Here is a 20369-nt window from a genome sequence, read left to right on the forward strand (position 1 = left end):
GCCGGTTAGGGGATTGAACGTTTTGCGGCACGCCCGACACCGGTAGCGTGGAAGCCCGTGAGCCTGGCCATGTCGGTATAGCTCGGCCCCTCCACAATGAGGACAGCTCGTGCACGTGGTGGCGAGCATATCCCGGATCTCCCCAGCTTCAGCTCCCTTGCTCCATTCATTCAGCATTTCACGAATGACGCCCCGCTGCTCCGGTGACAGCTCAATTAATTGTGCCGCTAGCGCACTGAACTCACTCTTCTTCATCGCCGCCTCCCATGTCTGCAAGTACTTGTCAGACCTGAGTTTGGGCGGGCAGTTCCACACCTAGCCGCGACATAGCCTTTTTTTACGCCTGGACACCGCCTACCTCTGCTGCTGAGCGAACACCAACCCTGCTGCCGCGCTGCGCGCCAACCAGCAGCCCCGCTTACCGCAAAACTGATCGTTTCCTTAAAAATCAACCACTTACATGATCGAATCGAGCTGGCCCGCAAGTTGCTAATAGATACCTGAATACCGCCATATCCAACAGGAGTCTGTCCATGAAATTGAAGTCCATCTCGATCGCCGTGCTGTTGTTCACCTCCGCCGCCCTCACCGCCGCCGCCGACAACGAGCCCGCCGCCAAGCAGGCCGCCGCCCCGGCCAAGGCCTGGGCCTACACGCCGGTGCAGCAGCCTTCGGTCCCCGTCGTCAAGCAGAAGGCCTGGGTCCGCACCCCGGTCGACGCCTTCGTGCTGGCCAAGCTGGAGGCCAAGGGCCTGAAGCCCTCGGCCGACGCCCACCGCGCCACCTACATCCGCCGCGCCACGCTGGACGCCTGGGGCCTGATCCCCAGCCCCGAGGAGGTCGAGGCCTTCGTCGCCGACAAGTCGCCCAACGCCTACGAAAAGCTGGCCGACCGCCTGCTCGCCTCGCCCCACTACGGCGAGCGCCAGGCGCGCCGCTGGCTGGACCTGGCCCGCTACGCCGACAGCGCCGGTTTCCAGAACGACGTGACGCGCCCGAACAACTACCGCTACCGCGACTACGTCATCAACGCCTTCAACAACGACAAGCCCTTCAACCGCTTCATCAAGGAGCAGATCGCCGGCGACGAGCTGTATCCGGACAGCCAGGAGGCCAAGGTGGCCACCGGCTTCCTGGCCGGCTACCCGGACAACTTCAACTCGCGCGACCTGGTGCAGCGCAAATACCAGATCGCCACCGACATGACCGACATGGTCGGCGAAACCTTCCTGGCCTCCACCATCGGCTGCGCGCGCTGCCACAACCACAAGGCGGACCGCGTCAGCCAGAAGGAATACTTCCAGCTGCAGGCCTTCTTCGCCAACACCAGCTTCGACGACAAGGTGCCGGCCCAGAAGGGCGAGGCCGAGCTGGCGTTCGAGAAGCAGCAGGCCGCCTACCGCGAGGCCACCAAGGACATCCGCGACAAGCAGAAGGCCATCCTGGACACCGTGCGCACGGCGGGCCGCAAGTACCACAACGAGCGCTATCTGACCGACAGCCGCGAGTCGATCTTCAAGCCCGAGAAGGAATGGACGGCGCTGGACCGCTGGGTCAACTTCCGCCTGAAAACGGTGGCCACCGAGAACGACATCGTGCAGTACCTGCGCCTGACGGCCGAGGACAAGGACAGCACCGACCACAATCCGGAGAACGTGGCCAAGTGGAAGGAATACCAGAAGCTGACCGCCGACCTGCGCAAGTTCGACAAGCTGCGTCCAGAAAAGGGCAGCCTGACCTTGACCACCGCCACGGAACTGGGCCGTCCGGACGCGCCGCCCACCCACGTGCGCTTCGGCGGCGTGCACGAGGCGCCGCTGGAGGAGGTGCAACCGGCCATCCCGGCCCTGTGGGCCAACGGCGCCAAGGCCGAGATCAAGCCGACCGCCACCTCGTCCGGCCGCCGCACCGCGCTGGCCGAGTGGCTCTCCAGCGAGAATAATCCGCTGACGGCTCGCGTGTTCGTCAACCGCGTGTGGAGCCAGTACTTCTCGAACGGCATCGTCGGCACGGTGGCCGACTTCGGCCGCGCCGGCCAGAAGCCGACCCACCCGGAACTGCTGGACTACCTGTCGGCCGAATTCGTCAAGAACGGCTGGAGCGTCAAGCAGCTGCACCGCCAGATCCTGCTGTCGTCGGTGTACCGCCAGTCGTCGGCCGAGCGCAGCGACGTGGTCGCGGCCGATCCGGAGAACAAGCTGCTGGCGGTCTACCCGCGCAAGCGCCTGGAGGCAGAGCAGATCCGCGACTCGCTGCTGGCCGCTTCGGGCAAGCTGGAGGACAAGCTGGGCGGCCCGGCCGTGTTCCCGCAGGTGCCGTCCAACTTCAGCGCCGGCAACCTGTGGACCGCGTCCACCGATCCGCATGAGCAGAACCGCCGCAGCGTCTACGTGTTCGTGCGCCGCAGCGTGCCCTACCCGCTCACGCAAAGCTTCGACCCGGCCGATCCGTCGGCGGCGCACCACAAGCGCCACGTGACGACCACCCCGCTGCAGGCGCTGACCCTGTTCAACAGCGACGTGGTGTTCGGCTGGTCGCAGGCGCTGGCCGGCCGCGTGATCCGCGAGGCGGGCAAGGACGAGACGGCGCAGCTGAACCGCCTGTACGAGATCCTGTTCGCCCGCTTCCCGAGCAAGGCCGAGCGCGCGACGCTGAAGGACTTCCTCGACAAGCAGGAGAAGATCATCCAGGCCAAGACCAGCGACGGCAAGTTCGCGGTGGCGGTGCCGACCGGCCTGAAACAGAACCAGCAAATCAACCCGGTAAGGGCGGCCGCGCTGGTCGACCTGGTGCACACGGTGGCCAATTCGAACGACTTCGCCTACCGCTTCTAACAGGTCGCAAAACCAACGGCAGATGCTGGGGACAGACCCGCCGGGTCTGTCCCCGGGGTTTGCCTCTGGTTTAAATGCCAGCCAACTTATAAACTGACAAGGAACCACCATGAGTTTTACATCCCGCCGCGACTTCCTGCTTAAATCCGGCCTCGGCCTGGGCGCCGCCAGCCTGACCGGGCTGCTGCCCGGCGGCGGCCTGCTGCACGCGGCCACCGCCGCCGACCTGGCCGGCGCGGCCGGCGGCGACCCGCTGGCCCCCAAGGCCCCGCACTTCCCCGCCAAGGTCAAATCCGTGATCTGGCTGCACATGAACGGCGCCCCCAGCACGCTGGACCTGTTCGACTACAAGCCGGACCTGGTCAAACTGGCCGGCCAGGACGTGCCCGCGTCCTTCCTGAAGGGCATCAAGACCAGCACCCAGGGCGGCGTCGGCAAGCTGTACGCCGGCAAGCGCGACTGGAAGCAGCACGGCGAGAGCGGCCACTGGTTCTCCGACCTGGTGCCCAACATCGCCACCCAGTCCGACAAGATCGCCTTCATCAAGTCCAGCGTGACGGTGGGCGCGACCCACGACATCTCGATCCTGAAGCTGAACACGGGCGACCTGAGCCCGGGCCGTCCGTCGCTGGGCGCCTGGATCAGCTACGCGCTCGGCTCGGCCAACCCGGACCTGCCGCCCTACGTGGTGCTCTACAACGGCAAGAACGAGCCGCAGGCCGGTTCCGTGAACTGGAACTCGGGCTTCCTGCCGGCCGTCTACCAGGGCACCGCCTTCCGTCCCGGCCCGTCGCCGATCTTCTACCTGGAACGGCCGGACCTGCGCACCGCCGACCAGCAGCGCACCTCGCTGGACCTGCTGCGCAAGCTCAATCACGCCGGCGCCGCCAAGCACCCGTCGGACACCGAACTGAAGGCGCGCCTGCGCTCCTACGACCTGGCCGACCGCATGCAGGTGGCCGCGCCGGAGGCGGTGGACCTGGACAAGGAAAGCGACGCCACCAAGGCGCTGTACGGCATCAACGACGAGACCAGCGCCAGCTACGGCACCACGCTGCTGCGCGCGCGCCGCCTGGTCGAGCGCGGCGTGCGCTTCATCCAGGTGGTGTCGGGCGCGCCGGACGGCCAGACCGAGATCACCAGCTGGGACGCGCACAACGACATCGACAAGAACCACAGCGTGAACGCCAAGATGATCGACAAGCCGATCGCCGGCCTGCTGGCCGACCTGCAGTCGCGCGGCCTGCTCGATTCGACGCTGGTGGTGTGGACCTCCGAGTTCGGCCGCACCTCCTACGGCCAGAGCGGCAATGGCCGCGACCACAATCCGTGGGGCTACACGCAGTGGGTGGCAGGCGGCGGCACCAAGGCCGGCAGCACCTACGGCGCCACCGACGAGATCGGCCTGCAGGTGGCCGACAAGGACAAGGCGGTCGACACCTACGACCTGCACGCCACCGTGCTGCACCTGATGGGCCTGGACCACCTGAAAACCACCTTCCTCAACAACGGCCGGTCCGAGCGTCCGACCGTCGTCTACGGCAAGGTGGTGAAAGACCTGATCGCCTAACCTCGATCCCGGGGCGGGCGCGAGCCCGCCCTCACGAAACACTGGAAGCCTATGCGTAAAGCACTACTACTGCTGACGATCATCGCGGCGACGGCTGGCTCGGCCGAGACGGAAATGAGCATGGACCTGATGCAGAACATCGAGGACACCAACAAGAGCCTGTCCTCCAACATCGCGCTGGCCAACAAGCAGGGCGCCGGCGACGACGCCAAGGAACTGACCCGCATGTTCACCGAGGTCGAGGCGCACTTCGTGCAAAAGGGCGGCGACGCCAGGAACGCGGTGGACCTGGCCAAGCAGAGCAAGGAGCTGTCGGCCGAAATCGCCTCGCTGGTCTCGACCGGCAAGTTCGAGCCTGCGACCGAGGCCGCCACCACGCTGTCGCGCACCTGCCGCACCTGCCACACGTTCTACAAGAAGGAGTAAGCCATACGTCCGCCATTCAACACGGCCCGGACGCGTGCCGGACGCGCGCCACAGGCGTGCGGCCTGGCCCTCGTGCTCGCCCTCGGCGTGGCCTTGGCCTGCGGCGGCGTCCACGCGGCACAGCAGAAGCGGCCCGTCGCGGCGCGCGCGGCGGCCCCCGCGTTGTCGCGCGGCGACGTCGCGGCGGGCCGCGTGAAGGCCGAGGCCGAGCGCTGCCTGGAATGCCACGCGGCGCCGGGCGAGGGACAGGGATACAGCGCCGGCGAGGACGGCAAGTTCGCCCGGCTGGGCGGCCAGCAACAGGACTACATCGTGAAACAGATCCAGGACTTCCGCAGCGGTAAACGCAAGCACGAATTCATGGCCATGATGGCCAACAGCATCAGCGACGCCGACCTGGCCGACATCGCCGCCTACTTCGCCGCCGAGCCGCGCACGGCCGGCGCCCTCCACGCCACCGCGGCCCCGCCGGCGGCGGGCGCCACGCCCCGGGGCGCCAGCGGCGCGATCGCGGAACGCCTGTACCAGCACGGCGACGCCGCCCGCAATGTCGCCGCCTGCGCCGCCTGCCACGGCCCTGCGGGCCAGGGCGCGCCAGGCACCGGCCCCGTGATCGGCGGCCAGGGCCGAAGCTACCTTTCGCAGCAGCTGCACAACTGGCGCAGCGGCGTGCGCAGCAACAGTCCCGACAACACCATGAACCAGGCCATCGCGCCCCTCAGCGACGCCGAGATCGACGCGCTGGCCCATTACCTATCCGAGATGTAACCACCACAGGAGCCATAAGAAATGAAAAAACTCACACTGGCCGCCGCGCTGGCAATCGCAGGGGCCACCCTCGCCCTGCCCGCCGGCGCCGCCCTGAAGGAGGGCGACGCCGCCCCCGGCTTCAGCACCAAGGCCTCGCTGGCCGGCAAGGCCTTCGACTTCTCGCTCAAGGACGCCTTGAAGAAAGGCCCGGTCGTGGTCTACTTCTACCCGTCCGCCTTCACCGGCGGGTGCAACATCCAGGCCCACACCTTCGCCGTCAACCACGAGAAGTTCGCCGCCGCAGGGGCTACCGTGGTCGGCGTCTCGCTCGACAGCATCGCGCGCCTGAACGACTTCTCGGCCGACCCGAACTACTGCGCCGGCAAGTTCCCGGTCGCCGCCGACGCCGACGGCCGCATCGCCCGCTCCTACGACCTGGCCGTCAAGGAGGCGGTGGCCGGCAAGAAGGACTCGCGCGGCCTGGACATCGACCACGCCACCACCGAACGCACCACCTTCATCGTCACCCCGGACGGCCGCATCGCCGCCAGCGTCGGCGGCCTGACGCCGGCCGCCAACGTTGAAAAGGCGCTGGAAGCCGTCCAGCAGCTCGCCAAAAACCAGAAACGCACCTAAGGAAAACCGAGGAACCCATGAAAGCACGCACCATCCCCGCCGCCCTGGCCCTGCTCTTCGCAGGCGCCGCCGTCGCCCAGCAAGCCGCGCAGCCGAGCGCCCCGCCTCAGCCCACGCCCGCCATCGCCGGCGTGGTCGCCGCCGGCACGCCGGTGCACCTGATCAAGGAGGGATTCAACGGCACCGAGGGCCCGGTCGCCCTGCCGGACGGCACCTTCGCCTTCACCGAGACGCCGGCCAACCGCATCACCCGCATCGCGGCCGACGGCTCCACCTCGGCCTTCCTGGAAAACACCAACGGCTCCAACGGCCTGGCCTTCAGCGCCGAGGGCGACCTGTACTCGGTGCAGGTGCAGGATCCCAAGGTCGGCATCGTCTACCCGCCGCACCGCGCGCGCACGCTGGCGGTGAAGTACGAGGGCGCCTCCTTCGGCCGCCCGAACGACCTTGTGCTGGACCGCAAGGGCGGCGTCTACTTCACCGACTCGGGCGTCAACGCCCCGGCCAACGGCGCCGCTCCCGCCCCCGCGCCGGCGGGCCCGGTGGCCAAGCCGGCCGTGTACCACATCAGCGCCGAGGGCGCCCTGACCCGCCTGGCCGCCGACATCGAGCGCCCCAACGGCATCCAGCTCAGCCCCGACGAGAAGACCCTGTACGTCGCCAACACCTACGGCGAATACGTGCTGGCCTACGACATCCTGGGCGACGGCAAGGTCGGCCCGCGCCGCAACTTCGCCAAGCTCGAAGGCTTCAAGAAGACCGACACCGGCGCCAGCAGCGGCGCCGACGGCTTGGCGGTGGATGCCGAGGGCCGCCTGTACGTGGCCTCCAGCGCTGGCGTGCAGGTGTTCAGCAACAAGGGCGAGGCGCTGGGCATCATCGCGCTGCCGAAGGCGCCGCAGAACATCGCCTTCGCCGGCCCGGGCAAGAAGAGCCTGTACGTCGTCGGCCGCGGCGCCGCCTACCGGATCGACACGCTGGCCCAGGGCTACGCGGGCCGCGCCAAGTAACACGCGGCTTCAAACCGGGGACAGACCCGCGTTCGTTGTCCCTGGCCTCGGTGGAGGCCAGTGGCGCGAAGGGTCTGTCCCCTGGGAAGCGCCGCCGAATTCCACTCCCAACCAAAACAGGAACCACATGAAGCACATCAAGAAAATCGCCGCCACCGCCGTCGCGCTGGCCATCCTGGCCGGCTCCGGCGCCGCCATCGCGCAGCAGGCTCCGAAACCCGAGCAGCTGATCAAGTGGCGCCAGTCCGCCTTCCAGGTGGTGGCCTGGAACACCGGCCGCATCAAGGCCTCGCTGGACGGCACCTACAACAAGGACGAGGTGCAGCGCGCCGCCAACAGCATCGCCGCCATCGCCAACGGCGGCCTGGGCGCGCTGTTCGCCGCCGGCACCGAGCAGGGCAAGGGCTGGCACGACACCACCGCCAAGCCCGAGCTGTTCAAGGACGGCAAGAAGTTCGGCGAACTGGGCGCCAGCTTCGGCAAGGAGGCCAACGACCTGGCCGCCATTGCCGGCAATGGCGACGTGGCCGCCATCAAGGCGCAATTCGCCAAACTGCAGCGCACCTGCAAGGGCTGCCACGACGACTTCAAGAACAAGGATTAAGCCATGACCATCAAGCTCCACACCGCCCTGCTGTGCGCGGCGGCGGCCGTCGCCGCCACCGGCTTCGGCGTGGCCGTCGCGCAGAACGCGGCCGCGCCGGCCGCCGCGCCGACGGCCGTGCCCAACACCGCGCGCTCGACCGACCCGGCCAAGCCGCTCAGCTTCTTCGTCACCAGCGAGGGCCTGGGCAAGGGCGCGGACCTGGGCGGCCTGGCCGGCGCCGACGCGCACTGCCAGAAGCTGGCCGCCTCGGTCGGCGCCGGCCAGAAGACCTGGCGCGCCTACCTCAGCACCCAGCCGGCCGACGGCCAGCCCGCCGTCAACGCGCGCGACCGCATCGGCAACGGCCCGTGGTTCAACACGCGCGGCGTGCAGATCGCCAAGGACGTGGCGCACCTGCACGGCGACACGCTGGACGCGGCCCGCCTGGGCAACAACCTCAGCCGCAACACGGTGCTGAGCGAGAAGAACGAGCCGGTCAAGGGCGCGGGCGACAAGCCGAACGAGCACGACATCATCACCGGTTCCACGCCGGACGGCCGCGCCTACGCCGACGCGGCCGACAAGACGTGCAGGAACTACACCACCAGCGCGGCGGACGGCTCGGCGCAGCTGGGCCACTTCGACCGCACCGGCGGCGGCAACACCTCGTGGAACTCGGCGCACCCGAGCCGCGGCTGCGGCCAGGCCAACCTGGTCGCCACCGGCGGCGCCGGCCTGCTGTACTGCTTCGCCGCGAACTAGCGCATAGACCGGGCATCACCCGGCGGCGGCCCGCCCGGCCCGACACCGGCCGGTGGGCCGCCGCCACACCGAAGGAATCACCATGGCTGCAAGAGAAATAGTATTTGGCGAGGCCGCCCGCGCGCGGGTCATCGAAGGCGCGGCCATACTGGCCGACGCAGTCAAGGGCACGCTGGGCCCGCGCGGCCGCCGCGCCGTGCTGGCGCAGGCCGGCGGCGCCCCCGCCATCACCCGCGACGGCTCGGCCGTCGCCAAAAGCATCGAACTGCCGGACCAACTCCACAACATGGGTGTGCAACTGCTGCGCGAGGCGGCGGCCAGCACCGGCCACGACGCCGGCGACGGCACCACCACCGCCATCGTGCTGGCCTACGCCATCGTGCGCGAGGGCCGGCGCTACCTGGCCGCCGGCCACAGCCCCTCCGGCATCAAGCGCGGCCTGGTCCAGACGGCGGCCGCCATCGACGCCGCCCTCGCCGTCCAGGCCCGCCCGGTCGACGACAACGCCGTCATCGCGCGCGTCGCCACGGTCGCCGCCAACGGCGACGCGGCGCTGGGCGCCGTGGTGGCCGAGGCGCTGGAGCGCGCCGGCAAGGAAGGCGCCATCACCGTCGAGGCGGGCGCCGGCCTGCGCAGCGAAGTCCAGCTCACCGAGGGCCTGCGCTTCGAGCGCGGCTACCTGTCCCCCTATTTCATCAACCAGCAGGAACGCCAGACGGTGGAGCTGGATCAGCCCTTCATCCTGCTCGCCGACGCCAAAATCGGCGGCCTGCGCGAACTGCTGCCGGTGCTGGAGCTGGTGGCCCGCACCGGCCGGCCCCTGCTCGTCATCGCCGAGGACGTCGAGGGCGAGGCGCTGGGAGCGCTGGTCGTCAACCACATGCGCGGCATGCTAGCCTCGGTGGCGGTGCGCGCGCCGGGCCTGGCGTCGCAGCGCGCCGCGCTGCTGGACGACATCGCCACGCTCACCGGCGGCCACGTGGTCGCCGGCGAGCACGGCATCCCGCTCGACCGCGCCGAGCTGCACCACCTGGGCCAGGCGCGCCGCGTGGAGATCGGCCGCGAGCACACCACCATCGTCGGCGGGGCCGGCACGGCCGCCCACATCGCCTCGCGCGCGGAACTGGTGCGGCGCCAGCTGGAAAACGCCGAAGGGCAAAGGAATGAGCACGACGGCGCCCAGTTGCGGCGGCGCCTGGCCATGCTGGCCGGCGGCATCGCCATCATCAAGGCGGGCGGCGCCACGGAAAACGATCTGCGGGAAAACCAGGCGCGCATAGAGGACGCGCTGTTCGCCACCCGCGCGGCGGTGGCCGAGGGCATCGTGGCCGGCGGCGGCGTCGCCCTGCTGCGCGCCCGCCAGGCCGTCGCCGGCGCGCCACAGGGGGACGCCGACCATGACGCCGGCATCCGCATCCTGCTGCGCGCGGTCGAGGAACCGTTGCGCCAGATCGTCGCCAACGCGGGCGCGGAGCCGCCGGCGGTGCTGGCCCGCGTGCTGCGGGGCAGCGGCGGCTTCGGCTACGACGTCGAGGCGGAGCGCTATGGCGACCTGCTGGAGCTGGGCATCGCCGACCCGGTGCAGGTGGTGCGCAGCGCGCTGCGCAACGCCGTGTCGGTGGCCTCGCTGCTGCTGTCGACCGAAGTCACGGTCCATCCCATCCCTCTGCCGCCCCCGCCGCCCGACCACCACCACGACGAGGACCATTAGAAACACAAAAAGGCTGGTTGCGAACCAGCCTTTTTCTTGGACCATCAAGTCGCCCCGGCGCGAAGGAAGCCTCCGCGCTAGCGGCTCTCCGCCTCGCGGGCGTCCACCCGCGCCACGCTATCGGCGATCTGCCGTCCGATATCCGAATCGGCCGGCACCAGCGCCAGGATCTTCCTCCAAGGCCGCCTGGCCGCCTCGTAGTCGCCGCGTTCCAGCGCCGCGCTGCCCAGCAGGGCCAGCGCCTGCACGTGGTTCGCCTCCAGCGCCAGCGCGCGCTCGACCAGCTTCTCGGGACCGCCGGTCAGGCGCTGATTCTGCGTCATGCCCAGCACCACCGCGTAGTCGACCAGCAGATCGGCGCTTTCCCCCTCCAGCGCCACGACGCGGCGGTAGGCGTCCGCCGCCGCATCGAAGCGCCGCAGCGTCTCGTACGAGCGCGCCAGCATGCGCCAGCCCGCCGCGTCCTGCGGCTGCTCCTTCAGCCGCGCCGCCAGCCTTGCGACCATGGCCTCGATCCGCGGCGGCGCCGCCAATCCCGCCTGCTCGGCGGCCGGCTCCAGCCCGCGCGGATTGCCCAGCGCGGCGTACAAGCCGGCCGCCACGAGCGGCACCGCCACCGCGACGGACCACGCCGTGGCGCGCGAGGCATTGCCGGCGGACTCGCCGCCGGCCGGTCCCGCCACGCTTGTGCGCAGCAACGGCGGCAGCACCAGGGCCAACGCAAACGCCGCCATGACGGCGGCGGCAATGAGAAATACGGTCATGCTTCAATCTCCTCTTCAAAATCCCCTGGCGGGGCGGATGCCTGCCTGCGCAAGGCGCGCAGCAGCACCAGCAGCCCCGCCGCCAACAGCGCGAACGGCCCGAACCACAACAGCCACGTCGTGGCCTTCACGGGCGGCTTGTACAACACGAAATCGCCGTAGCGCTGCGTCATGAAGGCGATCACCTCGCCGTCCGCCTTCCCGGCCGCGAGCTGCCTGCGCACCTCCGCCTTCAGGTCCAGCGCCAGCTGCGCGCTGGAGTCGGCGATGGTCTGGTTCTGGCACACCAGGCAGCGCAGTTGCTCGGCCAGGGCCGCCACGCGCGCGTCCAGCCCCGCCGGCCCGCCATCGTGGCGGGCTGAGCCCCATTTGGGGCCTGGCCCCAAATGGGGCTCAGCCCGCTTTGCCGCCGCCGTTTCCTCGGCGAAGGCGCCGCCCGGCGCGGCCAGCGCCGCCACCAGGGCCGCGCCGAGCAGGGCCACCGCCGCCAGCCGCCTCACGGTCGCGCGGCTAGCCACGATTCAGCTCCTGGACCAGCGGCAGCAGCTTCTCCCGCACCACTTCCTGCGTGATGGGTCCGACGTGCTTGTGCCTTATCCTGCCCTGCTTGTCGATCACGAAGGTCTCCGGCACGCCGTACACGCCGTACTCCATGCCCACCTTGCCGTCGCCGTCGAACGCGGAGACGAGGTAGGGATTGCCATGCTCCACCAGCCACTTGCCGCTCTCGTCGCGCTTGTCCGTGTAGTTCAGCCCCACCACCGGCGCCACGCCTAGCCTGGCGAAGTCCACCAGCACGGGATGCTCCTTGCGGCACGGGCCGCACCACGACGCCCACACGTTCAACAGCCACACCTTGCCCAGCATTTCCTTCGATTCGAAGCGCCGGCTCTCGTCCTCCACCCGCGGCAGCGTGAACAAGGGCGCCGCCTTCTCGATCAGCGGCGACGGGATCTCCTGCGGTTTGAGCCGCAACCCCACGCCCAGGAAGGCCACCAGCACCAGAAATATGCCCAAGGGCCATGCGAAACGTTTCATGCCATTCCTCCGGCCAAAGCGGCCCCAGTTGTTTGTTCGGCGCGCCGGCGCACCCGGTAGCGCCGGTCGCTGGCGGCCAGGAAGCCGCCGCTCGCGATGAGCAGGCATCCCGCCCAGATCCATCCCACGAAGGGCTTGTGCTGGATGCGCACCAGCCAGGCGCCGTCCTTGCCCGGCTCGCCCAGCGACAGGTACAGGTCGCGGTTCCAGGCGCGGTCGATGGCCGCTTCCGTCATCGGCGCCTGCTGCACCGTGTAGTAGCGCTTCTCCGGCGCCAGCAGGGCGATGCGGCGCTCCCCCTGCCACACCTCGAAAGTGCCGCGCGCGGCGATGTAATTCGGGCCGTCCACCTTCTCCAGCGAGACGAAGCGGTACTCGAGCGTGCCGCTCTTCACGCTGTAGCCCACCCGCATGCTCTCGTCCTGCGACGTTTCCGTGCCCTTGACCAGCGTGACGCCCGCCACGAACACGGCGATGCCGGCGTGCGCGGCGAGCATGCCCCACCAGGCGCCCGGCTGGCGCGATATCCTGGCCCGCAAGCTCCCCCCCTCGGCCGGCGCCAGGCGCTGGACCATGTGCAGCGCCGTGCCCAGCGCCACCCACACCGCCAGCAGCAGGCCGCCCGCCACCATGGGCGTGGCCTTCCAGCCGAACAGCGCGGCGGCGCCGGCCAGCACGGAGGCCTGCGCCACCCAGGCCAGGCGGCGCAGCACTTCGCGCACGCTGTCGCTCTTCCACGCGGCGAACGGCCCCGCCGCCAGCACCAGCAGCACCGGCAGCATCAAGGGCACGAACGCCGCCTCGAAATACGGCGGCCCCACCGAGATCTTGCCCATGCCCAGCGCGTCCAGGAACAGGGGATACAGGGTGCCCAGCAGCACGCTGGCCGCCGCCGTCACCAGCAGCACGTTGTTCAGCAACAGCAGCGACTCGCGCGAGAACAGCGCGAAGCGCCCGCCCAGGCCCACCGTGGGCGCGCGCCAGGCGTACAGTCCCAGCGCGCCGCCGATCACGATGGCCAGGAACACCAGGATGAACAGGCCCCGTTCCGGATCGGTGGCGAAGGCGTGCACCGACGTCAGCACGCCGGAGCGCACCAGGAAGGTTCCCAGCAGCGACAGCGAGAACGCCAGGATGGCCAGCAGCACGGTCCAGGTGCGGAAGCCGCCGCGCTTTTCCGTCACCGCCAGCGAATGCAGCAGCGCGGTGCCCAGCAGCCAGGGCATGAAGGAGGCGTTTTCCACCGCGTCCCAGAACCACCAGCCGCCCCAGCCCAACTCGTAATACGCCCAGAAGCTGCCCATGAAGATGCCCAGCGTGAGGAAGGCCCAGGCCACCAGCGTCCAGGGGCGCGACCAGCGCGCCCACGCCGCGTCCAGCCGGCCACCGAGCAGCGCGGCGATGGCGAAGGCGAAGGCCACCGAAAAGCCGACATAGCCCATGTACAGCAGCGGCGGGTGGATGATCATGCCCAGGTCCTGCAGCAGCGGATTCAGGTCGCGGCCGTCGCGCGCGGCCGGCAGCAGGCGGTCGAAGGGATTCGACGTGAACAGCATGAAGCTCAGGAAGCCCACGCTGACCAGGCCCAGCACGCCCAGCACGCGGGCCGTCATCTCCTCCGGCAGTTGCGCGCTCTTGAAGGCGACGGCGGCGGTCCACACCGCGAGGATCTGCACCCACAGCAGCAGCGAGCCCTCGTGGCCGCCCCAGGCGCCCGCCAGGCGGAAATGCAGCGGCAGCATGGAGTTCGAATGCGCCGCCACGTACTGCACCGAGAAGTCGTTCTGCGAGAACAGGTACAGCAGGCAGCCGAAAGCGGCCGTCACGAACAGCGCCTGCGCCCACGCGGCCGGCCGCGCCAGTGCGATCCAGCGGCGTTGTCCGCGCCACGCGCCCAGCAGCGGCAGGCTGCCCTGCAGCAGCGCGAGGCTGAGCGCCAGCATCAGCGCGAAATTACCCAGTTCCGCGATCATGGGACCTCCTTCACGCGCGCGTCGCCCGCCTTCTTCGCCTGCGCCATCGCGTAGGCCGCCTCGGGCGGCATGTAGTTCTCGTCGTGCTTGGCCAGTACCTCGGCCGCGACGAAGCGCTGGCCGTCGCCGAACCTGCCCTGCGCGACCACGCCCTTGCCTTCCCTGAACAGGTCCGGCAGGATGCCCTTGTACTGCACCCGCGTGCGGTGCGCCATGTCGGTGACGATGAAGGTCACGCTCAAGCCGTCCGCGCCCCGGCGCAGGCTGCCCTCCTCCACCATGCCGCCGATGCGGAAGCTGCGGTTGCCCGGCGCCTCGCCCGCCGCCACCTGGGTCGGCGTGTAGAAGAACACCAGGTTCTTCTGGAAGGCCGACAACACCAGCCACGCCGCGCCGCCCAGCGCGAGCAGCGCCACGCCCAGCAGCAGCAATCGTTTCCCCCTGCGTGTCATGCCCGCCTCCCGCGCGCGGCGCCCAGGCTGGCGGCCAGCCGCGCCGCCGCCACCGCCGCGCGCTTGCGGCGCGACAGCAGCAGCAACTCGCCCGCCAGCGCCAGCGCGGTGGCGCCGAAGGAACCCCATACGTAGGCGCCGTATCCGCCCATGGCGGCGAACTCGCTCCAGCTGTTCCAGTTCATGGCTGTCCCTCCGCGTATCGTTGAACCCAGTCCGCGTGCCGCTCGCGCTCCAGCACGATGCAGCGCAGCCGTATCAGCGTGGCGCCGATGGCGTAGGCCCACATGGCCAGCGCCATCACCAGCATGCCGAGCAGCATCGGCGTGGCCATGCTGGGCGCGCTGCGCAGCGACACGGACGCGCCCTGGTGCAGCGTGTTCCACCACTGCACCGAGAAATAGATGACCGGCACGTTGACCACCCCCACCAGCGCCAGCACGGCGCCCGCGCGGTCGGCGCGGCGCGGATCGTCGATGGCGGCCTGCAGGGCGATGAAGCCGATGTACAGGAACAGCAGCAGCAATTCGGACGTCAGCCGCGCGTCCCACACCCACCACGCGCCCCAGGTGGGCTTGCCCCACAGGGCGCCGGTCCACAGCGCCAGGAAGGTGAACAGCGCCCCGCTGGGCGCCAGCGCGCTGGCCATCATGGCCGACAGGCGCGTGTTGAACACCAGCCCCACGCCGGCCCAGAAGGCCATGGCGACATAGATCACCATGGACAACCAGGCGGCCGGCACGTGGACGAAGATGATGCGGTAGGCGTCGCCCTGCTGGGCGTCCACCGGCGCCACCAGGAGGCCGATGTAGAGGCCCAGCAGCGTGAGCGCGAACGCCGCCGCCAGCGACAGCGGCGCCAGGCCGCCGGCCACCGGGAAGAACGCCTGCGGCGATGCGAACCGCAGCCAGCGGCTGGCGCGCCCGCTTCGCGGCGCGCCGTTTATGGTTGCGTAGTTAGGCACAGCGTGTTTCCTTTATCAAAACAGATTACTCGACAGAGATGCGCAGCGCGGCGGCGGCGGCCCACGGCGCCAGCGCCACGGAACCCACCAGCGCGGCCGCCAGCAGCAGCAGGTGCGCGTCGCCCGGGCCGCCGCCGGCCTGCGCCGCCACGGCGCCGGCGCCGAAGATCAGCACCGGGGCGTACAGCGGCAGCACCAGCAGCGCCACCAGCACGCCGCCGCCCCGCACGCCCAGCGTGAGCGCGGCCGCCACCGCGCCCACCAGGCTCAGGACCGGCGTGCCCACCAGCAGGCTGACGGCCAGCATGGCCAGCGCCTCGGGCGAGAGGCCGAACTGCAGCGCCAGGAGCGGCGACAGCAGCACCAGCGGCAGGCCGGACACCACCCAGTGCGCGGCCGCCTTGCCCGCCACGATCAGCGGCAGCGGCTCGGACGACAGCAGCAACTGTTCCAGCGTGCCGTCGGCGTGGTCCTGCGCGAACAGGCGTCCCAGCGACAGCGTGCCCGCCAGCAGCGCCGCCACCCACAGCACGCCGGGCGCGATGGCGCGCAGCGTTTCCGGTTCCGGTCCCACGCCCAGCGGGAACAATGTGCAGACCATGACGAAGAAGGTCAGCGTGCCCAGGGCGTCGGCGCGCCGCCGCAGCGCCAGCAACAGGTCGCGCCGCAGCGTCCAGCCCAGTACCCTCAGCATGGCAGCGGCACGCGCCCGCTCGCGGCGACCGCCGACGCGGCCAGGCGCGCTACGCCGGCCGCCGCCCGCCGCGCGAACGCCCCCAGCCCGCCGGCCCGCGGCGCGTGGGCGTAAGCCTGATCCTCCGCGGCGCGTTCGGCGAGCGCCGGCGGGACGTCCGCCAGCGCGTCCAGGTCCAGCACCTGCTGCCGTATCGGCTGCAAGGCGTGCGCTTGGTGCGTGGTGTAGACCGCCATGCCCCCCTGCCGGAGATGCTCGGCGATGCGCTCGCTCAGGGCCTCCACGGCCGCCGTGTCCAGCGCGGTGAACGGCTCGTCGAGCAGCAACAGCGACGGCAACGGCGCCACGTGCAGCCGCGCCAGCGCCACGCGCCGCCGCTGGCCCTGCGACAGGACGCGCGCGGGCAGCGCCGCCGCGTGTCCCAGGCCGGCCAGTTCCAGCGCCCGCAGCGCCGTCCTCTTGTCGCAGGCATTGCCGGCCAGCGTGCTGGCCATGGCCACGTTCTCCCAGGCCGTCAGGTCGTCCTTGACGGCGGCCGCGTGCCCGCAGTACAGCAGCTCGCGGTGATAGTCCTCGCGCAGGCGCCGCACCGGTTCGCCGCACCAGCGCACCTCGCCCTCGGACGGCGTCGCCAGCCCGCACAGCAAGCGCATCAAGCTGGTCTTGCCGCTGCCGTTGCCGCCCCTGATCCACAGCGCCTCGCCGGCGCCCAGCGTGAAGTCGACGCCGCCGAACAGGCGCCGCCCGCCCCGGTCGCAGGCCAGCCCCCAGGCCTGCAGCGCAAGCCCGCCCGCGCTCATTGCAGCAGCTCGGCGCCGCGCCCGGACACGCCGTCCTCGCCCGGCAGCGGCGCGGTGTCGTAGCCGATCAGGCCGAAGCGCTTCAAATGCGTGCGCAGGATGTTGCGGCTGATGCCCAGCACGCGCGCGGTCTGCACCTGGTTGCGGTTGCAGGACTCGTAGGCCGTGCGCACCAGGCCCTCCTCGACGGTGTCGAACAGGTCCGCCTGGTCCGCCTCTATCATGCCGTTGACCAGCGCCGCCAGCCGTTGCTGGAAGCCCTCGAAGGACGGCGCGCTGACCGGCGCCGGCGCCGGGGCCGGGGCCGCCGCGCGGCGCTCGTGCTGGTGCAGCTGGCGCCGCGCGATGCCGGACAGCTTCAGGTCCTCCGGCTGGATCACGCCGTCGCGGCAGACGATCAGCGCGAAATGGATCACGTTCTCCAGCTCGCGGATATTGCCCGGCCATTCATACTCCAGCAGCGCCAGCTGCGCCTCCGGCGACAGGGTCACGCCCTCGTGTTTCAGCTTGCCGCTGTAGACGCCGATGAAGTGCCGCGCCAGCGGCAGGATGTCGCCGGGGCGCTCGTACAACGGCGCCAGCTGCACGGTGGCCACGCTGAGGCGGTAGTACAGGTCGGAGCGGAAGTGGTCCGCCGACACGGCCTTGTGCAGGTCCACGTTGGTGGCCGCCACCAGGCGCACGTTCAGCGGAATCGGCTGGCGCGCGCCCAGGCGCACCACCTGCCGCTCCTGCAGCACGCGCAGCAGCTTGACCTGCAGCGCCATCGACAGGTCGCCGATCTCGTCGAGGAACAGGGTGCCGCCGTTGGCCGCCTCGAACCAGCCGGAGCGCGCCTGCGTGGCGCCGGTGAAGGCGCCGGCCTCGTGGCCGAACAGCTCCGCGTCGATCAGGGACTCGCTGAAGGCGCCGCAGTTGACGGCCACGAAGGGCCCGCGCCGTTCGCTCAGCGTATGGATGTGGCGCGCGATCAGTTCCTTGCCGGTGCCGGTCTCGCCGATGATCAGGGTGGTGGCGTCGGTGCGCGCGATGCGCTCGACCTGCCGCAGCAGCTCGGCCGAGCGGGGATCGTGGAACAGCAGCGCCTTGGCGCGGATGGAGAGCGCCATGCCCGACGTGTCGGGAAAGGTGAGAAGATTATCCATGTGAATACCCCGTTTTTAGTGTTATCAGTTAGTGTCGCCAGCGTAGCGCCCCGTCCCGGATCTGCACACGAATCATTCCAAACAAACAAATTCATATTCTGGATATGCGCCCCCGCCGGCGACACGCCGACGATATCTATCGCGCGCGCCGCCCAGTCTGCTACACTGGGTATTCCCCTCCTCCTTGCCACCGGCCTGTTCGTCCTCCAGTGCTGTTCGGCGCCAATCTGTGAGCCCCCTTCGCGAACCACTCACATTGGGCGTCCCATGCACACGACCGGCCTAGGCTATGGCAACATAGAATTCCCCCAGACAAACCTGCTGAAGACCGGCGCCTTGCAGGACGCTATCTTCAACAGCGCCTATTTCTCCAGCATCGCCACCGACGACCGCGGCGTGATCCAGATCTTCAACGTCGGCGCCGAGCGCATGTTGGGCTATTCCGCGCTCGACGTGGTGAACCGGATCACTCCGGCCGACATCTCGGACCCGCGCGAGATCATCGCGCGCGCCGCCACGCTGAGCCTGGAGCTGGACACGCCCATCCTGCCCGGCTTCGAGGCCATGGTGTTCAAGGCCTCGCGCGGCATCGAGGACATCTACGAGCTGACCTACGTGCGCAAGGACGGCAGCCGCTTCCCGGCCATCGTCTCGGTGACGGCGCTGCGCGACGCGCACGAGCACATCATCGGCTACCTGCTGATCGGCACCGACAACACCGCGCGCAAGCAGGTCGAGGCGGCGCAGGCGCTGCTGGACCAGCGCCTGCGCGACCAGCAGTTCTACACCCGCTCGCTCATCGAGTCCAACATCGACGCCCTGATGATGACCGACCCGCTGGGCATCATCTCCGACGTCAACCAGCAGATGATCGCGCTCACCGGGCGGGCGCGCGAGGAGCTGATCGGCGCGCCCAGCAAGATCTTCTTCACCGACCCGGTGCTGGCCGACGCCGCCATCCGGCGCGTGCTGACCGAGCACAAGGTGAGCGACTACGAGCTCACGGTGCGCGCCAAGAACGGCGTGGAGACGGTGGTGTCGTACAACGCGGCCACCTTCCACGACCGCGACCGCAAGCTGCAGGGCGTATTCGCCGCCGCGCGCGACGTCACCGACCGCAAGCGCTTCGAGAAGGCGCTGGAGGACAAGAACATCCTGCTCGAACGCGCCAGCCGCATGAAGTCCGAGTTCCTGGCCACCATGTCGCACGAGCTGCGCACGCCGCTCAACGCCATCATCGGCTTCTCCGAGGCGCTCAAGGACGGCCTGATGGGCGAGACCACGGCGCTGCAGCACGAATCGATCGACGACATCTTCACCAGCGGCCAGCACCTGCTGTCGCTGATCAACGACATCCTCGACCTGTCCAAGGTGGAGGCCGGCATGATGGCGCTGGAACTGGAGGCGGTCGACCTGCACAGCCTGTTGTCCAACAGCCTGACCATCGTGCGCGAAAAGGCCGCCGCCCAACACATCGGCCTGGAGCTCGACATCGGCGCGGGCCTGGGCACGCTGCAGCTGGACATGCGCAAGACCAAGCAGATCGTCTACAACCTGCTGAGCAACGCCGTCAAATTCAGCGCCCGCGGCGGCCCGGTGCAGCTGTGCGCGCGGCGCGTGCCGCGCGGCACGGTGGGCACGCTGGGCTGCCACTGGCCGGCCTACCGCTTCCCGCTCGCCGACAACGAGTACGGCGAATTCCTGGAACTGTGCGTCAGCGACCACGGCATCGGCATTTCGCAGGACAACATGGCGCGCCTGTTCCAGTCCTTCAGCCAGATCGACAGCAGCCTGGCGCGCAAGTTCGAGGGCACCGGCCTGGGGCTGGCCATGGTGCGCCAGCTGGCCGAGCTGCAGGGCGGCACGGTCGCCGTGGCCAGCATGGAGGGCGAAGGCGCCCACTTCGCCGTGTGGCTGCCGCTGCGCGCGCCGGCCGCCGCCTAGCCCGGATATTTCATGAGAAGAGGTCGGCGGCCACGCCATGAAGCGCGTTGTTATTGGTTCTCACGCCTAACAACAACCGAGGACCGCCGATGCCAAATTGTACCGTTGAACCAGTGGATTTGGGGAGGGTCGGACGCCGCGTGATTGAGGCGGCATTCGATGGCGGCGATATCGTCAGTGATGGTGGCGTGCTGCTGCTGCGGCAGGTCGACCAACGCATTGGCTTGACCAAGTCGATCGCGCGCGTGTTCGATGACCAGCGCCGTCGCGCCAGCGTTGCACACAGCATGCGGGACCTGCTTGCGCAGCG

The 20369-nt window shown here is 69.7% G+C and carries 21 protein-coding genes and 1 pseudogene; 11 read left to right on the forward strand and 11 right to left on the reverse strand.

What is annotated here, in order from left to right:
• A pseudogene (locus BM436_RS38255) lies at window positions 1–114 on the reverse strand (transposase); the annotation flags it as partial.
• A 419-nt stretch (window positions 115–533) separates the two neighbouring features.
• Between BM436_RS38255 and BM436_RS34440 the strand changes: the two are divergent.
• The 9 genes from BM436_RS34440 to groL all read left to right on the forward strand — a co-directional run bounded on the left by BM436_RS34440 (window position 534) and on the right by groL (window position 10285).
• Window positions 534–2834, forward strand: coding sequence for a DUF1549 and DUF1553 domain-containing protein (locus tag BM436_RS34440; protein WP_177307801.1), 2301 nt, complete (start codon window positions 534–536; stop codon window positions 2832–2834).
• A gap of 109 nt (window positions 2835–2943) precedes the next feature.
• On the forward strand, window positions 2944–4404 hold the full coding sequence (locus BM436_RS34445; RefSeq protein ID WP_093561385.1) for a DUF1501 domain-containing protein: 1461 nt from the start codon (window positions 2944–2946) through the stop codon (window positions 4402–4404).
• 51 nt (window positions 4405–4455) lie between these two features.
• Entirely contained in the window at window positions 4456–4830 is a 375-nt protein-coding gene (locus BM436_RS34450; RefSeq protein ID WP_093561387.1) for a hypothetical protein, read from the forward strand.
• A 72-nt stretch (window positions 4831–4902) separates the two neighbouring features.
• Entirely contained in the window at window positions 4903–5598 is a 696-nt protein-coding gene (locus tag BM436_RS34455; RefSeq protein ID WP_229491030.1) for a c-type cytochrome, read from the forward strand.
• A gap of 21 nt (window positions 5599–5619) precedes the next feature.
• The gene (locus tag BM436_RS34460; protein WP_093561389.1) at window positions 5620–6216 is read left to right on the forward strand and encodes a peroxiredoxin; all 597 of its coding nucleotides are present in this window, start codon (window positions 5620–5622) and stop codon (window positions 6214–6216) included.
• Window positions 6217–6233: 17 nt separating this feature from the next.
• Window positions 6234–7226, forward strand: coding sequence for an SMP-30/gluconolactonase/LRE family protein (locus tag BM436_RS34465; RefSeq protein ID WP_093561391.1), 993 nt, complete (start codon window positions 6234–6236; stop codon window positions 7224–7226).
• Window positions 7227–7353: 127 nt separating this feature from the next.
• A complete protein-coding gene (locus tag BM436_RS34470; protein WP_093561393.1) occupies window positions 7354–7830 on the forward strand; it encodes a c-type cytochrome in 477 nt (158 codons plus the stop codon).
• A 3-nt stretch (window positions 7831–7833) separates the two neighbouring features.
• Window positions 7834–8574 (forward strand): lectin, encoded by a 741-nt coding sequence (locus BM436_RS34475; protein WP_093561395.1) that lies wholly within the window; start codon window positions 7834–7836, stop codon window positions 8572–8574.
• A gap of 82 nt (window positions 8575–8656) precedes the next feature.
• On the forward strand, window positions 8657–10285 hold the full coding sequence (gene groL / locus BM436_RS34480; RefSeq protein WP_143133477.1) for a chaperonin GroEL: 1629 nt from the start codon (window positions 8657–8659) through the stop codon (window positions 10283–10285).
• Between the two features lie 77 nt (window positions 10286–10362).
• Here the strand turns inward: groL and BM436_RS36780 are convergent, their stop codons facing one another.
• The 10 genes from BM436_RS36780 to BM436_RS34525 are packed head-to-tail and all read right to left on the reverse strand — an operon-like array spanning window position 10363 to window position 18115.
• Window positions 10363–11049, reverse strand: a complete 687-nt coding sequence (locus tag BM436_RS36780) for a tetratricopeptide repeat protein (RefSeq protein WP_143133478.1) — start codon at window positions 11047–11049, stop codon at window positions 10363–10365.
• Window positions 11046–11567, reverse strand: a complete 522-nt coding sequence (locus tag BM436_RS38625; RefSeq protein WP_307667096.1) for a cytochrome c-type biogenesis protein — start codon at window positions 11565–11567, stop codon at window positions 11046–11048. Before BM436_RS38625 ends, BM436_RS36780 begins: the two co-directional genes overlap by 4 nt.
• Window positions 11560–12087: a DsbE family thiol:disulfide interchange protein gene (locus tag BM436_RS34490; RefSeq protein WP_093561397.1), complete on the reverse strand. Its 528-nt coding sequence runs from the start codon at window positions 12085–12087 to the stop codon at window positions 11560–11562. Before BM436_RS34490 ends, BM436_RS38625 begins: the two co-directional genes overlap by 8 nt.
• The gene (locus tag BM436_RS34495) at window positions 12084–14060 is read right to left on the reverse strand and encodes a heme lyase CcmF/NrfE family subunit (RefSeq protein ID WP_093561399.1); all 1977 of its coding nucleotides are present in this window, start codon (window positions 14058–14060) and stop codon (window positions 12084–12086) included. The genes BM436_RS34490 and BM436_RS34495 overlap by 4 nt, the downstream gene beginning before the upstream one ends.
• The gene (gene ccmE / locus BM436_RS34500) at window positions 14057–14512 is read right to left on the reverse strand and encodes a cytochrome c maturation protein CcmE (protein WP_093561401.1); all 456 of its coding nucleotides are present in this window, start codon (window positions 14510–14512) and stop codon (window positions 14057–14059) included. The genes BM436_RS34495 and ccmE overlap by 4 nt, the downstream gene beginning before the upstream one ends.
• Window positions 14509–14697, reverse strand: coding sequence for a heme exporter protein CcmD (gene ccmD / locus BM436_RS34505; protein ID WP_093561403.1), 189 nt, complete (start codon window positions 14695–14697; stop codon window positions 14509–14511). The genes ccmE and ccmD overlap by 4 nt, the downstream gene beginning before the upstream one ends.
• Window positions 14694–15476 (reverse strand): heme ABC transporter permease CcmC, encoded by a 783-nt coding sequence (gene ccmC / locus BM436_RS34510; protein WP_229491032.1) that lies wholly within the window; start codon window positions 15474–15476, stop codon window positions 14694–14696. The genes ccmD and ccmC overlap by 4 nt, the downstream gene beginning before the upstream one ends.
• 25 nt (window positions 15477–15501) lie before the next feature.
• A complete protein-coding gene (gene ccmB / locus BM436_RS34515) occupies window positions 15502–16170 on the reverse strand; it encodes a heme exporter protein CcmB (RefSeq protein ID WP_093561405.1) in 669 nt (222 codons plus the stop codon).
• Window positions 16164–16970: a cytochrome c biogenesis heme-transporting ATPase CcmA gene (gene ccmA, locus BM436_RS34520; RefSeq protein WP_093561407.1), complete on the reverse strand. Its 807-nt coding sequence runs from the start codon at window positions 16968–16970 to the stop codon at window positions 16164–16166. The genes ccmB and ccmA overlap by 7 nt, the downstream gene beginning before the upstream one ends.
• Window positions 16967–18115 (reverse strand): sigma-54 interaction domain-containing protein, encoded by a 1149-nt coding sequence (locus BM436_RS34525; protein ID WP_093561409.1) that lies wholly within the window; start codon window positions 18113–18115, stop codon window positions 16967–16969. The genes ccmA and BM436_RS34525 overlap by 4 nt, the downstream gene beginning before the upstream one ends.
• 267 nt (window positions 18116–18382) lie before the next feature.
• Between BM436_RS34525 and BM436_RS34530 the strand changes: the two genes are divergently transcribed.
• Both BM436_RS34530 and BM436_RS34535 read left to right on the forward strand, forming a co-directional pair.
• Window positions 18383–20059 (forward strand): PAS domain-containing sensor histidine kinase, encoded by a 1677-nt coding sequence (locus BM436_RS34530; protein WP_093561411.1) that lies wholly within the window; start codon window positions 18383–18385, stop codon window positions 20057–20059.
• A gap of 89 nt (window positions 20060–20148) precedes the next feature.
• Window positions 20149–20369: transposase (locus tag BM436_RS34535; RefSeq protein ID WP_177307656.1), on the forward strand; the 221-nt coding region annotated here is incomplete at its 3' end.

The organism is Pseudoduganella namucuonensis, assembly GCF_900116645.1.
In the GTDB taxonomy this organism is placed as follows: Bacteria; Pseudomonadota; Gammaproteobacteria; order Burkholderiales; family Burkholderiaceae_D; genus Rugamonas; species Rugamonas namucuonensis.

Bases quoted from the DNA above. Each gene is read 5' to 3' on its own strand.
- BM436_RS34490 (WP_093561397.1), bottom strand. From the start codon at position 12,087: ATGAAACGTTTCGCATGGCCCTTGGGCATATTTCTGGTGCTGGTGGCC.
- BM436_RS34460 (WP_093561389.1), top strand. From the start codon at position 5,620: ATGAAAAAACTCACACTGGCCGCCGCGCTGGCAATCGCAGGGGCCACC.
- BM436_RS34470 (WP_093561393.1), top strand. From the start codon at position 7,354: ATGAAGCACATCAAGAAAATCGCCGCCACCGCCGTCGCGCTGGCCATC.
- BM436_RS34445 (WP_093561385.1), top strand. From the start codon at position 2,944: ATGAGTTTTACATCCCGCCGCGACTTCCTGCTTAAATCCGGCCTCGGC.
- BM436_RS34450 (WP_093561387.1), top strand. From the start codon at position 4,456: ATGCGTAAAGCACTACTACTGCTGACGATCATCGCGGCGACGGCTGGC.
- BM436_RS34475 (WP_093561395.1), top strand. From the start codon at position 7,834: ATGACCATCAAGCTCCACACCGCCCTGCTGTGCGCGGCGGCGGCCGTC.
- ccmA (WP_093561407.1), bottom strand. From the start codon at position 16,970: ATGAGCGCGGGCGGGCTTGCGCTGCAGGCCTGGGGGCTGGCCTGCGAC.
- groL (WP_143133477.1), top strand. From the start codon at position 8,657: ATGGCTGCAAGAGAAATAGTATTTGGCGAGGCCGCCCGCGCGCGGGTC.
- BM436_RS34465 (WP_093561391.1), top strand. From the start codon at position 6,234: ATGAAAGCACGCACCATCCCCGCCGCCCTGGCCCTGCTCTTCGCAGGC.
- ccmD (WP_093561403.1), bottom strand. From the start codon at position 14,697: ATGAACTGGAACAGCTGGAGCGAGTTCGCCGCCATGGGCGGATACGGC.
- BM436_RS34525 (WP_093561409.1), bottom strand. From the start codon at position 18,115: ATGGATAATCTTCTCACCTTTCCCGACACGTCGGGCATGGCGCTCTCC.
- BM436_RS34440 (WP_177307801.1), top strand. From the start codon at position 534: ATGAAATTGAAGTCCATCTCGATCGCCGTGCTGTTGTTCACCTCCGCC.
- ccmB (WP_093561405.1), bottom strand. From the start codon at position 16,170: ATGCTGAGGGTACTGGGCTGGACGCTGCGGCGCGACCTGTTGCTGGCG.
- BM436_RS36780 (WP_143133478.1), bottom strand. From the start codon at position 11,049: ATGACCGTATTTCTCATTGCCGCCGCCGTCATGGCGGCGTTTGCGTTG.
- BM436_RS34530 (WP_093561411.1), top strand. From the start codon at position 18,383: ATGCACACGACCGGCCTAGGCTATGGCAACATAGAATTCCCCCAGACA.
- BM436_RS34495 (WP_093561399.1), bottom strand. From the start codon at position 14,060: ATGATCGCGGAACTGGGTAATTTCGCGCTGATGCTGGCGCTCAGCCTC.
- ccmE (WP_093561401.1), bottom strand. From the start codon at position 14,512: ATGACACGCAGGGGGAAACGATTGCTGCTGCTGGGCGTGGCGCTGCTC.